13 protein-coding genes are annotated in these 14363 nt (G+C 65.0%); 3 read left to right on the top strand and 10 right to left on the bottom strand.

Annotated features, from left to right (window positions below; genetic code table 11):
• Nucleotides 1–37: 37 nt before the first annotated feature.
• From CH339_RS16310 to CH339_RS16300, 3 genes are all read right to left on the bottom strand, one after another.
• A complete protein-coding gene (locus CH339_RS16310; RefSeq protein ID WP_111435432.1) occupies nt 38–2383 on the bottom strand; it encodes a xanthine dehydrogenase family protein molybdopterin-binding subunit in 2346 nt (781 codons plus the stop codon).
• A gap of 30 nt (nt 2384–2413) precedes the next feature.
• Nucleotides 2414–2902 (bottom strand): (2Fe-2S)-binding protein, encoded by a 489-nt coding sequence (locus tag CH339_RS16305; protein WP_111435431.1) that lies wholly within the window; start codon nt 2900–2902, stop codon nt 2414–2416.
• A gap of 88 nt (nt 2903–2990) precedes the next feature.
• Nucleotides 2991–3605, bottom strand: a complete 615-nt coding sequence (locus CH339_RS16300; protein ID WP_111435430.1) for an SRPBCC family protein — start codon at nt 3603–3605, stop codon at nt 2991–2993.
• Nucleotides 3606–3936: 331 nt separating this feature from the next.
• Here CH339_RS16300 and CH339_RS16295 point away from each other — a divergent pair, with 331 nt between their 5' ends.
• Both CH339_RS16295 and CH339_RS16290 read left to right on the top strand, forming a co-directional pair.
• The gene (locus tag CH339_RS16295; protein WP_111435429.1) at nt 3937–4935 is read left to right on the top strand and encodes a class I SAM-dependent methyltransferase; all 999 of its coding nucleotides are present in this window, start codon (nt 3937–3939) and stop codon (nt 4933–4935) included.
• On the top strand, nt 4932–5768 hold the full coding sequence (locus CH339_RS16290) for a TrmH family RNA methyltransferase (protein ID WP_111435428.1): 837 nt from the start codon (nt 4932–4934) through the stop codon (nt 5766–5768). The genes CH339_RS16295 and CH339_RS16290 overlap by 4 nt, the downstream gene beginning before the upstream one ends.
• 422 nt (nt 5769–6190) lie before the next feature.
• On the opposite strand, the gene CH339_RS16285 is transcribed toward CH339_RS16290, so the two are convergent.
• Complete coding sequence (locus CH339_RS16285; RefSeq protein WP_111435427.1) at nt 6191–7504, bottom strand: aspartate aminotransferase family protein; 1314 nt, start codon at nt 7502–7504, stop codon at nt 6191–6193.
• A gap of 147 nt (nt 7505–7651) precedes the next feature.
• On the opposite strand from CH339_RS16285, the gene CH339_RS16280 reads away from it, so the two are divergent.
• Entirely contained in the window at nt 7652–8134 is a 483-nt protein-coding gene (locus CH339_RS16280; protein ID WP_111435426.1) for an Lrp/AsnC family transcriptional regulator, read from the top strand.
• Nucleotides 8135–8143: 9 nt separating this feature from the next.
• Here the strand turns inward: CH339_RS16280 and CH339_RS16275 are convergent, their stop codons facing one another.
• The 6 genes from CH339_RS16275 to CH339_RS16250 all read right to left on the bottom strand — a co-directional run bounded on the left by CH339_RS16275 (nt 8144) and on the right by CH339_RS16250 (nt 14362).
• The gene (locus CH339_RS16275; protein ID WP_146610214.1) at nt 8144–8704 is read right to left on the bottom strand and encodes a hypothetical protein; all 561 of its coding nucleotides are present in this window, start codon (nt 8702–8704) and stop codon (nt 8144–8146) included.
• Nucleotides 8705–8796: 92 nt separating this feature from the next.
• Nucleotides 8797–9258 carry a GNAT family N-acetyltransferase gene (locus tag CH339_RS16270; RefSeq protein ID WP_111435424.1) on the bottom strand — a complete coding sequence of 154 codons (462 nt, stop codon included), beginning with the start codon at nt 9256–9258 and terminating at the stop codon, nt 8797–8799.
• 592 nt (nt 9259–9850) lie between these two features.
• Nucleotides 9851–11056, bottom strand: a complete 1206-nt coding sequence (locus CH339_RS16265; protein ID WP_111435423.1) for an acyl-CoA dehydrogenase family protein — start codon at nt 11054–11056, stop codon at nt 9851–9853.
• Nucleotides 11057–11101: 45 nt separating this feature from the next.
• Complete coding sequence (locus CH339_RS16260; RefSeq protein WP_276329884.1) at nt 11102–11266, bottom strand: SDR family oxidoreductase; 165 nt, start codon at nt 11264–11266, stop codon at nt 11102–11104.
• A gap of 727 nt (nt 11267–11993) precedes the next feature.
• Nucleotides 11994–13667, bottom strand: a complete 1674-nt coding sequence (locus CH339_RS16255; protein WP_111435421.1) for an NTP transferase domain-containing protein — start codon at nt 13665–13667, stop codon at nt 11994–11996.
• Complete coding sequence (locus tag CH339_RS16250; protein ID WP_111435420.1) at nt 13664–14362, bottom strand: XdhC family protein; 699 nt, start codon at nt 14360–14362, stop codon at nt 13664–13666. Before CH339_RS16250 ends, CH339_RS16255 begins: the two co-directional genes overlap by 4 nt.
• Between the last annotated feature and the right edge of the window lies 1 nt (nt 14363).

Here is a 14363-nt window from a genome sequence, read left to right as displayed (position 1 = left end):
GGGCCGCACCGAGTGGGGCGGCCCGGCAAGTCGTCCCTTAGGCCGCGTGGATGGCGCGCCAGACCTTTTCCGGCGTTGCCGGCATGTTCAGGTCGTTGGTACCGATGGCGTCGGTGATGGCGTTGATCACCGCCGGCGGCGAGCCGATGGCGCCGGCCTCGCCGCAGCCCTTCATGCCGAGCGGATTGCCCGGACAGATCGTCTCCGTCGTCGAGACGTTGAAGGACGGCATGTCGTCGGCGCGCGGCATGGTGTAGTCCATGTAGGACGCGGTCATGAGCTGGCCGGACTCCTTGTCGTAGGAGCAGCCTTCCAGCATCGCCTGGCCGATGCCCTGGGCCAGACCGCCATGGACCTGGCCTTCCACGATCATCGGGTTGATGATCTTGCCGAAGTCGTCGGCGGCGACGAACTGGATGATCTGGGTCTTGCCGGTGTCCGGATCGACCTCGACCTCGCAGATGTAGCAGCCCGCCGGGAAGGTGAAGTTGGTCGGGTCGTAGAACGCCCCCTCCTTCAGCCCCGGCTCCATGCCGTCGGGCAGATTGTGTGCGGTGTAGGCGGCAAGGCAGACCTCGTGCCAGCCGAGCTTCCTGTCGGTGCCGGCGACCTTGACCTCGCCATTCTCGATGACGATGTCGCCTTCGGAGGCCTCGAGCAGATGGGCAGCGATCTTCTTGGCCTTGCTCTCGACCTTGTCGAGGGCCTTGACGATCGCCGACATGCCGACGGCGCCGGAGCGCGAGCCATAGGTGCCCATGCCGAACTGCACCTTGTCGGTGTCGCCGTGGACGATCTGGACGTTGTCGACCGGCAGGCCGAAACGCTCGTTGACGAGCTGGGCGAAGGTCGTCTCGTGGCCCTGGCCGTGGCTGTGCGAGCCGGTGAGGATCTCCACCGTGCCGACCGGATTGACCCGGACCTCCGCCGATTCCCAGAGGCCGACGCCGGCACCGAGCGAGCCGACGGCCTGGCTCGGCGCGATGCCGCAGGCCTCGATGTAGCAGCTCATGCCGATGCCGCGCTTCTTGCCGCGGCTCTCGGCTTCCGCGCGCCGGTCGGCAAAGCCGTTCCAGTCGGCAGCCGCCATCGCAGCTTCCAACGAGACCTCGTAATCGCCGGCGTCATAGGCCATGATCACCGGCGTCTGGTAGGGGAACTCGCGGATGAAGTTCTTGCGCCGCAGTTCCGCCGGCGAGACGCCGAGCTCACGGGCGGCCGTCTCCACGATCCGTTCCAGAACGTAGGTGGCTTCCGGACGGCCGGCGCCGCGATAGGCATCGACCGGGGTGGTGTTGGTGTAGACCGCCTTGACGTTGCAGTGGATGGCCGGGATCACATACTGGCCGGAGAGCAGCGTCGCGTAGAGATAGGTCGGCACCGAGCTTGAAAAGAGCGACATGTAGGCGCCGAAATTGGCCACCGTGTCGACCTTCAGTGCGGTCATCCTGTTGTCGGCGTCGAAGGCCATTTCCACATGGCTGACATGGTCGCGGCCATGGGCATCGGTGAGGAACGCCTCGGTGCGATCCGCCACCCACTTCACCGGCACGCCGGTGCGCTTGGAGGCCCACAGGCAGACGATCTCTTCCGGATAGATGTAGATCTTGGAGCCGAAGCCGCCGCCGACATCGGGCGCAATGACGCGCAGCTTGTGCTCCGGCGCCACATTGTAGAACGCGCTCATGACGAGGCGTGCCACATGGGGGTTCTGGCTCGTCGTCCAGACCGTGTAGTGCTCGTCGGCCGGGTCGTAGACGCCGAGCGCCGCGCGCGGCTCCATGGCGTTCGGCACCAGCCGGTTGTTGACGATCTCCATCTTCGTCACATGGGCGGCGCTGGCGATCGCCGCATCGACGGCAGACGAATCGCCAATCTCCCAGTCATAGATGAGGTTGCCGGGGGCTTCGGGGTGAAGCTGCGGCGCACCGTCCTTCAGGGCCGAGACGGCGTCGGCGACGGCGTCCAGCTCCTCGAATTCCACCACGATGGCGTCGGCCGCATCGCGCGCCTGGGCCCGCGTTTCGGCAACGACGACGGCAATCGCCTGGCCGACATAGCGGACAGTCTCGGAGGCGAGCGCCGGCCAGGCGCCCATGTTCATCGGCGAGCCGTCCTTGGAATGGATCATCCAGCCGCAGATCAGGTTGCCGATGCCGTCGCCCTGGAGCTGCTGGCCGTTGAGGAAGCCGATGACACCGGGCATGCCCTCTGCCACCGAGGCGTCGATCGAGGTGATTTTCGCGTGCGCGTGCGGACTGCGCACGAAGGCGGCATGGCACATGCCGGGGACGGTCATGTCGTCGGTATAGCGGCCACGACCGGTGATGAAGCGCTTGTCCTCCTTGCGGAGCACGCGTGCGCCGATTCCTTCCACGCCCATGGTGGTTCCTCCCTTGGGTTTTTGTCTTTTTTATTCAGCGGCCGCGGCGGTGCCAGACATCTCGTCGGCCGCCGCTTTGATGGCCTTGACGATGTTGTGGTAGCCGGTGCAGCGGCAGATGTTGCCGTCGAGCTCGTGGCGGATGGTCGCCTCGTCGAGGCCCGGGCCACAACGGTTGATCATGTCGACCGCGGAAATGATCATGCCCGGCGTGCAGAAGCCGCATTGCAGGCCGTGATTGTCGCGAAAGGCGGCCTGGACCGGATGCAACTGGTCGCCGCTGGCGACGCCCTCGATGGTGACGACTTCCGCGCCGTCGGCCTGGGCCGCCAGCATGGTGCAGGACTTCACCGCCCGGCCGTTCATGAGCACGAGGCAGGCACCGCACTGGGACGTGTCGCAGCCGACATGGGTGCCGGTGAGGCCGGCATTGCCGCGAATGAAGTCGACCAGAAGCGTGCGGTCCTCGACATCGGCCGAAACGGACTTGCCGTTCACGGTCATGGACACTGATGACATCGATATTCCTCCCTTTGGATTGCTTTTGATTGGGATGCGGCGCCGGCTCGAAATGCGCAGTCCGGCGCCGCGAATTCCGTCTTTTCGATCAGCTCAAGATGAGAATGACCAGGATCAGGACGCCAAGGGCCGCAAAGCCCCAGGCGATCGGGCCGCCGAGATAGCCGCGGCCGGCGGCGACCTCCAGCTTCTCCTCGGCGTCGCGCGCCACGTCTTCCATCTCGTGGACGGCGTGTTCCAGGACGCCTTCCTCTTCGCCGGGGGTGCCGCCGAAGTGCTCGCTGATATTGGCGAAGAACTCGTCGGCCATCTTCTTGGCCGTGGAATCGATCATGCGCGAGCCGAGCTGGGCGAGCTTGCCGCCGACCTGGGCCTTGGCCTCATAGGTCAGCACCGTCTCCGCGCCGTCCTCGGCCAGATGCACGTCGGCACCGCCCTTGGCAAAGCCGGCAACGCCGCCCTTGCCCTCGCCGGAGATGTGGTAGCCCTTCGGCGGGTCGATGTCGGAAAGAGTGACGTGACCGTTAAAGGTCGCCTTCACCGGGCCGATCTTGGAGACCACCTTGGCGGTCATTTCGGTGTCCGAAACCTTTTCCAGGGACTGGCAGCCCGGGATCGACTTTTTGAGAACCTCCGGATCGTTCATCGCCTCCCAGACGTCCTCGCGCCTGGCCGGTATCCGGTATTCCCCCGTCATATCCATGACAGATGCTCCCTTGTCATTCGTCCCGGCGTCTGCGACCGGCAGCGCCGATTTTCGTTTTGTCCGCGGCTCGGCCGGTTCGCGTCATGCGCGCATCCCGGCGCGTGAAACCGGCGTCGGCCCGCCGCCATCCGATGCGCAGCTTGCCCGTTCGGGGACGCTCCGGCAACCGGATTGTTACGGGAAAGTGCATATCATTTCACGGCATTTTTATGAACGCCGGCGCCGTCAAGGCGGCCGGACGCCGCATGACGGGACCGCGGGGCGCGGCGGCGATTGACGCTTGCCGCCCTCGCCGCGTAACAGTCTTTCAAACGCCGTCCCCTGATCGATGCCCGGAGTCCTCACGCTGACCGCTCCCACGCCCAAGAAAGATACTGCCGCGCGCCCGAAAGGGCCGACACCCCCGGCTGCCGGCGCCGCGCCGAAGGGCGCCTGGCCGGTGATGCTGACGAGCGACGGCTGGTCCGACTATGCGCTGCTCGACATGGGGGACGGGGAGAAGCTTGAGCGCTACGGCAGTCTCACCATCGTGCGCCCGGAGCCCCAGGCGATGGGCTCGCGCCGGCTGGGCGACGCGGTCTGGGAGGCGGCGGATGCGGTCTTTACCGGCGACACGGACGAGGAAGGGCCGGGACGCTGGAAATTCTCCAAGAAGCTGCCGGAGACCTGGCCGATGCGCTATGGCGGGATCGGCTTTGTCGGCCGCTTCACCTCGTTCCGCCATGTGGGCCTCTTTCCCGAACAGGACGCCCACTGGCGCTGGATGGCGGAAAAGATCCGCGGCGCCGGCCGGCCGGTGAAGGTGCTCAACCTGTTCGGCTATACAGGCCTTGCCTCGCTGGTCGCCGCCGAAGCGGGCGCCCAGGTCACCCATGTCGACGCTTCCAAGAAGGCGATCGGCTGGGCTCGGGAGAACCAGGCACTCTCCGGGCTTGAGGAAAAACCGATCCGCTGGATCTGCGACGACGCCACGAAATTCGTCGCCCGCGAGGGCAGGCGCGGCAACACCTATGACGGCATCCTGCTCGATCCGCCAAAATACGGCCGCGGGCCGAAGGGTGAGGTCTGGCAGTTGTTCGAAAATCTGCCGGAGATGGTGCGTCTCTGCCGGGAGATCCTTGCGCCCGACGCGCTCTTCCTGGTGTTGACCGCCTATTCGATCCGCGCCTCCTTCCTTGCCACCCATGAGCTTCTTGCCGAGGAACTTTCCGGCCGAAGCGGCACCGTTGAGTCAGGAGAACTCGCGCTCATCGAGCAGGGGCTCGACGGCAGCGGTGGAGGGCGCGCGCTTTCCACCTCCATGTTCTCGCGCTGGAGCGGGCAATGAACACGCAAGACGGACCGGGCCGGCCGGGTCTCGTCAAGACCGTCACCAGCCTTGCCAATCCGCTGGTCAAGGACATCCGCGCCCTTTCCCAGCGCAAGCACCGCCAGGCGACCGGGCTGTTCGTCGCCGAAGGCCTGAAGCTCGTCGCCGACGCCATCGAGGCCGGCTGGCCGATCAAAACCTTCGTCCATGCGGAAAAGGTTGCGAGCCATGAGCTGGTGACTCGGACGGCCGCACGGGTCGTCGCCCATGGCGGGCTGGTCCTCAAGGTCTCCGAGGCCGTGCTTGAAAAGATGACACGGCGGGACAACCCGCAGATGGTCATCGGCGTCTTCGAACAGAAAACCGTGCCACTTGACGCCATCGATACCAGCTCTGCGACGGTCTGGATCGCCCTGGAAGGCATCAAGGATCCCGGCAATCTCGGGACGATCCTTCGCACGGCCGACGCCGTCGGGGCCTCCGGCGTCCTCCTTGTCGGGGACACGGTCGATCCGTTCGGCACGGAGGCCGTGCGCGCGACCATGGGTTCGATCTTCCACGTGAGGCTCGCCCGCGCCAGCGTCGAGGCCTTCAAGGCCTGGCGGCCCGGATGGCCGGGCACGGTCGTCGGCACGCATCTTTCCGCCACGGAAGACTACCGAGCCGTTTCCTACGAGGAGCCGGTCCTCCTCTTCATGGGCAACGAGCAATCCGGCCTGCCGGAGGACCTGGCGGGTCTCTGCGACCGGCTGGTCAAGATCCCGATGGCCGGCAAGGCGGACTCCCTCAACCTCGCCGTTTCCACCGCGGTCATGCTCTACGAGGTGCGGCGGGGGCAGCTGACGGTGTGAGACGCCGATGGTCTGTGGCGCTGACGCCCGTGTTGGCGCTTGCCAATGAACCGCTTCGGCCCGCCACACCTTCAGTCGTCACCCCGGCCCCCGAGCCGGGGCCTATTGCCCGTTTCCGCACGGTATGCCTGCTGTTGCTGGAACGCCGTTGTCTGGATTGCTTCGCTTTCGCTCGCAATAACAATCAGACTATCGACGTCATCGCGAGGAGCCGTAGGCGACGTGGCGATCCAGCCGAGCCGGGCTACCGCGTTGAAAGGGGCAATAGGCCCCGGGTCAAGCCCGGGGTGACAAGAGAGGGCGAGACGGCGCCAATCGAAGCCGTCAGGCTTCGCAAGGCCGAACGGCCGCCGGCGCCGTTGCGCCGCCCCCGTGGAGCCGCGAGCGTTAGCGAGCCTGGCGTGAGCGCAAAAAAGCGCCGCCTACCGCATCTCGGCCATCGCCTGGTCGAGAATCTCCAGCCCCCGGTCAATCTCGGCCGTCGACACCGTCAGCGGCGGCGCGACGCGCCAGACGGCGGCCATGCCGCCGACCGAGACGATGTTCATGTTGAGGCCGAGTTCCATGCAGCGGCGGGTGACGGCCGCGCCATACTCGGCATCCGGCTCGCGGGTCTCGCGGTCCTTGACCAGCTCAACGCCCCACAGCAGGCCCATGCCGCGCACGTCGCCGATTGCCTCGTGGCGAGACTGCAGTTCCTTAAGACCCTTTTCCAGATAGGCGCCCATCTCCTTGACGCGGTCGTTGATGTTGTCGCGCTTCAAGACCTTCAGGATGGCGCGCCCGACCTCGGCCGGCAGCGGATCGGAGACGTGGGAGGTGACGTGCAGATAGCCCTTCGACGCGCAGTCGTCGGCGATCTCGTCGCTGGTGATCGTCGCGGCCATGGGAACGCCGCCGCCAAGCGTCTTCGACAGGGTGACGAAGTCCGGTTCGGCACCGAAATGGGCAAAGGCGAAGTCGGTGCCGAGGCGGCCGAGCGAAGTCTGCGCCTCGTCGAGGATCAGCATCATGCCGCGCTTGTCGCATTCCTCGCGAAGGCGCTTGAAATAGTTCTCCGGCGGGATGATGACGCCGGCAGACGACAGCACCGGCTCGGCGATGACGGCGGCCTGGGAGCCGACCGACTGGGCGTCGGCCATGGCAAAGCCGACGTCGAGGCAGGTGGTGTCGCACTTGCCGCAGCAGTGCTTGACCGGGCAGCGGTAGCTGTTGGGCGTCGGCAACGCCATGGTGCCGGGCATCGCCGGGCCGTAGCCGCGGTGGCCGGCGGAATAGGTCAGCGAGGCGGCGGCGGCCGTCATGCCGTGCCAGGAACCGCTCAGGGCCAGCACCTCGTAGCGGCCGGTGTGGAGCTTGGCCATGCGGATCGCGGCCTCGTTGGACTCCGCACCGGTGTTGAGGAACATCATACGCTGCAGGCTCGGCGGCAGCATCGCGGCCAGGTCCTCGGCCAGCTTCATGACCGGCACGCTGACCATGCCGCTATAGAGGTGCAGCACCTCGCGGCAGGCCTTTTCGATGGCCTCCACAATGTCCGGGTGATTGTGGCCGAGGATGGCGCACATCTGGCCGGAGGTGAAATCGAGGATCTCGTTGCCGTCGACGTCCGTCAGGACCGAGCCGCGGGCGGATTCGATGAGGTTGGGGACGAAATTGAAGCCGTAATTGATGAGGTGGCGGCTGAAATCGTTGCTCTGCTTGGTGTCGATGCTGGTCTCAAGGCTGGCGGACATGGCGGCCTCCGGAGGGATGGGACGGCGGATATCGTAGCGCAAAGGCCGTCGGCGCGGGTTGCGTTTTCATGCAGATCCTTGCACGCGAAGTCCGATTTGTTGTGTTAGCGTGCAATAATTGTCAGTCACGCCGTCAGGGCACCGCACATGACCCCGCTCGACCGGATCGACCGCCAGATCCTCCACATCCTGCAAGCCGACAACCGCATTGCCAACATCGCGCTCGCCGAGAAGGTCGGGCTGTCGCCGGCGGCCTGTTCGCGGCGGGTGGCGCGCCTGCGCAAGGACGGCATCATCGTGCGCGACGTTTCCATCATCGACCCGACGCTGATCGGCCCGGCGGTCAAGGTCATCGTCGCGGCAACCCTCGCCCAGCGCCAGGCGCGGCTGATGGAGGCTTTCAAGCAGAAAATGCTGGCGCGGCCGGAGGTGGTCCAGTGCTACCAGACCGCCGGCCCTATCGACTTCTATGTCGTCGCCGTTCTTGCCGACGTCGCCGCCTATTCCGACTTTGCCGTCGAGGTCTTTGCCGGCGACGACAACATCGGCTCCTATGAAAGCTGGTTCGTGCTGGAGCACGTCAAGAACGAAACCCGCTGCCCGTTCCTCGCCGGCGCGCCCGAAGGCTGAGCCCCCCTTTTACTCCTCGACGGGCGTCAAAGACGTGATCTCGGCGACCGTCCGGGTCTCGAAATAGGCGGTCACCTCGCGGCCGTTCACGGCGACCATTTCCGGCTGGATGAAATATTCGAAGGTCTCGCTGTTGCCCTTGCCATCGGTGACTGTGATCTCGTCGGGCAGGTCGCCGCCGGTCGGCTCGTCGGCGCCTTTGAGCGTTCCGGTGATGCTCTGCCGTTCCGGGCCGGGCTTTTCCGCGTCCGGATCGAACACGGATTTCCCCTGATAGTGCAGGTCGTAGAGGCTGTTGCGCTCGTCGCGGAGGACGGCGATCTCGGCGGTCCGGCCCTCAAGGCCGGCAAGCACGCCCGGGTCGATCGCCGCTTCCTCGGCATTGAGGAGCAGCGTCTCCTCGTCCTTGGCCGGAAAGGCGACCGTCACGGCGAACATCGGATAGCCGGCATCCTCCACCGCAACGATCCGGCCCCGCGCCGTCGTCTCGTCGGCGCCGGCGGGGCCGGGCGCGAGGACGGCACCCACAAGGAGGATACAGAGAGCGGCCAGAATGGAACGGATGGTCATGGGCGTTTCGTCTCCGTAAGCCGGCGCATTTGTGGGCGTTTTTTCAGGGGCCGGACCACGTCATCGTTGCCGAAATCCGGCGGCCGCACCAGTCATTTCACGCGCTTTTCCAGATAGACGCGCTCAAAGCCTTTTTCCGTCACCCGGTGGGTCTCGGCATAGCCGAGGCGGAGATACATGGCGATGTTCTCCGTCATGGTCTCGTGGGTGTAGAGGCGGAGCGTTTTGTGGCCGCGGTCGGCAGCCGCCCGTTCCGCAGCGGCAACCAGAAACCGCCCGAGGCCCGAGCCTTGCGCGGAGGGCGCGACGGCGACGTTGTCGAGAAGCAGGTGATCCTCGCCCGGCAGCAGCACGAGGACACCCTCGACCGTTCCGTCCCGCGTCGCCACCTGCACCACGCCCTCGGCCACCCGTGCCGCGTAGTCGTCGAGCATCGGGCCGGGCTTCTTGCCCATGCGGGGAACGTACGGCGCATAGGCCGCCTCGACGATGGCCTCGATGGCAGGAACGTCTTCGGGAATGGCGAGGCGGAGGTGGAAGGCGGTGGAGGGCATGGGCGGTTTCTTTTGCTGGTGGCCTTCGGCGTTGAAGAGCGCCGATAGAATAGCCGAAACGACTTCGGCGCCAAGACAAGTCGCGACCGTGGTTTCTGGATTGCTTCGCTGCGCTCGCAATGACAATCGAAGGTTATTTGCACAATAATTTCAACGTCATTGCGAGGAGGCCGACAGGCCGACGCGGCAATCCAGCCGGCGTTGGCGGTGGGCTGGGCGTGCCTTTGGAGGCACTCCCGGCGACCCCACACTCAGACGTCACCCCGGGTGAGCGCAGCGAGGCCCGGGGGCCATTGCCCGTCTCGTCACGGTATGCCGTCGCGATGGGTTCGGGGAGCTTCGCCGATTCCTCCTTCTAACACCAACGGCGTACCGTGCGGAGACGGGCATTAGACCCCGGCTCGGGGGCCGGGGTGACGACGGAGTTTTGGTTTGGCCGGAGTGCTCCGTTCGCCTGCGCCGAAGCCGCCTGAAACGACGGGACAGAGGGGGCCGTGCAGCAGCCGCACGGCCTGGATGACGCCTGCGGAAACGGCATTCGTTCGAATATCGACGCATCGGCCGAATGGCCGCCCCAAACGCCGAAGCCGCCTCACCCCCACTGCCAAAAATCATCGCCCTCTTCCGCATAGGCCCTTGCCAGCACCATGCGGTGGACCTCCGAGGCGCCGTCGACGAGGCGGGCGCAGCGGGCGTAGCGGTAGATCCATTCCAGCGGCGTGTCGGTGGAATAGCCGCGCCCGCCATTGATCTGGATGGCGACGTCCGCCGCCTTGTGGAGCGTGTCGGCGACGGCGATCTTGGCCATGGAAATTTCCTTGCGGGCTCGGTCGCCCTGGTCCAGCTTCCAGGCCGCGTGCATGACGAGGAGCCGGCCGATGGCGATGTCGTGGGCGACCTCGCCGAGCTTTAGCTGCACCGATTCCCGGTCCGCGAGGCGGACGCCGAAGCTTTCCCGGTAGGACGCATAGTCCTGGGCGATCTCCATGCAGCGCTTGGCAAGGCCGAGCCAGCGCATGCAATGGGTGAGGCGGGCGGGCCCAAGGCGGATCTGGGTCACTTTCAGGCCGTCGCCGATCTCCATCAGCCGGTTTTCGTCGGGGATTTCCAGGCCGTCGAATTCCAGCTCGCAGACGCCGCCATGCTCGTCCGGGCCCATATTCTCGATGCGCCGGACGACGCGCCAGCCGGGCTGGTCGCGGTGGTAGAGGAAGGCCGTCAGGTGCTTGCGGGTGTTGGTCTCGTCCGGGTCGGTGCGAGCAATCAGGATGAAATGGTCGGCGATGTCGGCGCCGGAGATGAACCATTTGCGCCCGAACACCTTCCAGGTGTCGCCGTGGCGCTCGGCCCGGGTCAGCATCATGCCGGGGTCGGAGCCGCCGCCCGGATGGGGCTCGGTCATGACGAAGGAGGAGCTGACCTCGCCGGCAACGATCGGCTTCAGCCACTTTTCCTTCTGGTCCGGCCGCGCGACAGTGTCCAGAAGGCGCAGATTTCCGTCGTCGGGCGCGGCGGCGTTGATCATCACCGGGCCGAAGAGCGAGCGGTTGGCCTCTTCGTAAAGGGCCGCCTGGGCGACCATCGGCAGGCCCATGCCGCCCCAGTCCTCGGAGACCTGCGGCGTCCAGATGCCGATCGCCCGCGCGTCTTTTCGGATGCGGTCGCGGACGGCGAGCTTGACGTGCTCATATTCGTTGCAATTCTCAGGGTCGGCCTCCAGCGGCAGAACCGTGTCGGTGATAAAGGCGCGCAGGCGCTGACGCAGCGCCTCGGTCTCGGCGTCGAGCGAAAAGTCCATTTCGGGCGTCCTCCCGGACAGGCGTTCTTTTGTTTTCTCTCGCGCTCAAAGCCCGGTGACGAGGTGGCCGCCGTCGACGGGAATGACCGCTCCGGTCATGAAGCTCGATTGGTCGCCGGCAAGCAAGAGGAACGGGCCGTCAAGTTCCGACAGCGCGCCAATGCGACGCATGGGAACGCGCTCCAGCGTCTTTTCCCCGGCCGGTGAGATATCGTCGGAGGAGAGCTTCGCCGACAGAGCTTAAAACCAGACGGCAAATCAACCATAGAGGCCCCCTTTGACAGATGGACATACAGAATTCTAGCGATCGAAAATCCGCTGTTTAATCTTCATTCGAGAAGATTAATTGCAGAGTATCCCAACTTCGAGGCTTATCTTTCTTTCTTCGTATTAGCCGTACGTTTGAAGTTCTTTTCGAAAGGCAATCCGGCCCCGAAATACTGGAAATTTCTACCCTATTAATTTTGTACGTATAAATGACTTCACGGCTATGATTTATTAACGCGATACCAAGCTCCCCTTCTTCAATATCGAAGTCTCTTGGTTTTATTGTATAATTATCTATATCGATATCATATTGTGCCTTTATTGTTATTGAAATAATACTATATCCTCCAATTCTGCAAAATTCGTCCCACTCAATATCGGGGAACAAACTCTGCAAGGGTGTTGGCTTGGGTCCGAGGTTCAGTATTTTTCTTGTTAACGCCTCATTGTTTCTTTTGATTATTATTTCTTTGGTCAGAAAATAGGAGAGCACAGCTATGGTTAGTGATATTAAAATAAAGAAAATTATATATGAAATCTTTTTAGTATTTTTCAAAAAATCATCTCCCAAATAATTTCTCAATATTGAGGGTCGCAACTTGTTTTAACATTTCTTGAAGAAACTCTTCTAAGGACTGGCGCCAGCAACGATCGCGACACCGAATGGGGCTCATTCCCCCCTCCCCGTTGTCTTTCGGTCGTTGTCGTTGACCGGTGTGCCCTCTTCCGGCAGCCGGCCACCGATGGCGGCCAACGCTTCCGGCGTGTCGAGGTCGAGGGCGACCTCTGCGCCGATCTCCACTTCGACGACCGCGTCCGCATTTTCGCCGATGAGGTGGCGGGCGCCGACGTCGCCGGTGATCGACGACAGCGCCTCAAAGTAGCGGCGCGACCACAGCACCGGGTTGCCGCGCTTGCCGCCGGAGGTCGGAACGACGATGTGGGCGCCTGCTTCGGGATCGAAGGCGGCAATCAGCCGATCGAGGGTTTCGGCCGTCACTCTCGGCATATCGGCCAGGAGCACAAGGACGGCATCGGCCGTCTCCGGCAGGGCTTTGATGCCCGCCGCAAGGGACGATGAGAGACCTTTCATATAGTCGGGATTATGGATGATCCGGATATCGCTCTCTTTCAAAATCGCATCGACTTCTTCGGCGCGATGGCCAGTGACGGCGGTGACGGAGGAAGCCCGGCTGTCGCTCGCGGCCTTTGCCGCATGGGCGACAAGCGGCGTGCCGTCGACAGTGGCGAGCAGCTTGTTCGGCCCGCCCATGCGCGCGGCGCGGCCGGCGGCGAGGATAAGGGCAGCGACTTCGGGGGCCTTTTCGCCGGGCTCCGCGACCGGTCCCTCGCGCGGCTGCGGCCTAGAGACGATCTCCATCAGGAGGCCGCCGACGCCCATGCCGGTGATGTCGTCCGGCGTCACCTGAAGGCCGGCAAGAAGCCGCGCAAGCACCCAGTCGAAGCCGTTTTCCCGCGGGCTGCGGGCGCAGCCGGGCGCACCAATGACGGGCACGTCGCCAAACCGGCCGACCAGAAGCAGATTGCCGGGATCGACCGGCATGCCGAAATGGGAGACCGCGCCGCCCGCCTGCTCGATGGCGGTCGGCAGCACGTCGTGCCGGTCGGCGACGGCGGAGGCGCCGAAGAGGATCAACAGCTCGGCCTCAGGTGCCAGCCGCGCGATCGCAGCGGCGACGGCCTCCGCGTCATGGGCGACGCGCTCCTCGGCGACGATCTCAGCGCAGGCGGGCGCCAGCCGGTCGGCGAGGATTCTGAGGGTCTTGTCGACGACCTTTTCCTTTAACCCCGGCAGGAGGGTCGAGACGACGGCGACGCGTTTGACCCGATAGGGATGGAGGCTGAGGACCGGGCCGCGCTCGGCGACGAGGGCAAGGGCGGCGTCGAGCGCCGCCTTCGGCACGGCATAGGGGATGATCTTGACCGTCGCGACCATGCGCCGGGCCTCGACCGGCGAAAAGGCGGGAAGCGTCGCAAGGGTGAGGCCCGGATCGAGCCGGTTGAGGTCGTCGATCGTCGCCCGGTCGACGGCAAAGATTCCTGCCGCCTCGGCAAAGAGATTGCCGCGGCCAGTGAAGGCGGGCTCGGCCGTCACACCATGACCTGTCAGCGCCTTCCCCAGCGCCTCGGCGGCCGCGTCCTCGCCGATGTCGCCGTCTTCCAGCCGGGCGACGATGACCGCGTCATGGCCCGCTTCGCCCAGCCGGGCGATCTCGTCCGCGCCGAGGACCGTGCCCTTGGCAATCTTGCCGCCGTCAAGGATCACGCTGTGGGCGAGGATCGCGCCTTCGGCGTCTGCTAGCGGTACCGGGCCGAATTTCACGCCGGCGCCTCCGGTTTTCGCCTGAGGGACTCGATGATCTGGGCGAGGATGGAAACGGCGATTTCCGCCGGGCTCGCCGCGCCGATGTCTAGCCCGATGGGCGCCTTGATGCGGGCAATGGTTTCCTCGTCGAGCCCGGCTTCCGTCAGGCGTTCGACGCGCTTGGCGTGGGTCTTGCGGCTGCCGAGCGCGCCGACATAGAAGCAGCCCTTGTTCAGGGCGGCGATCAGCGGCGTGTCGTCGATCTTGGGATCGTGGGTGACGGCAACGAGCGCGGTGTAGGCGTCGAAGGCCAGCTCCTCCATCACCGTGTCCGGCCATTCGGCGAGCAGCCGCGCGTCGGGGAAACGCTCCGGCGTCGCAAAGGCCGTGCGCGGATCGACGACGACGAGGTCGAAGCCGGCAATGGCGGCCATCGGCGCGAGCGCCTGGGTAATGTGCACGGCGCCGATGGCGACGATGCGCGGCGGCGGCACGTGGACGTTGAGGAACAGCCGGGCGCCGTCCTCCGTCTCCACCGTGCCGGACTTGCCGGAGCGGAAACGGGCGGCAAGGTCGACTTCGAGCGGATCGCGGCCGAGGTCGTCGGCCTCGCGCACCAGCCGCTCGGCGCCGGAATCCAGATCGACGATCCGGATGACGGCGCGGCGGGCGCGGCGCTCCTCGTTGAGGGCGGCAAGGAGATCGGCCTGCATC

This window comes from Rhodobium orientis, from assembly GCF_003258835.1.
GTDB lineage: Bacteria > Pseudomonadota > Alphaproteobacteria > Rhizobiales > Rhodobiaceae > Rhodobium > Rhodobium orientis.
Note: the sequence above shows the minus strand (reverse complement) of the source record. Positions and strands in the feature narration are given on the sequence as shown.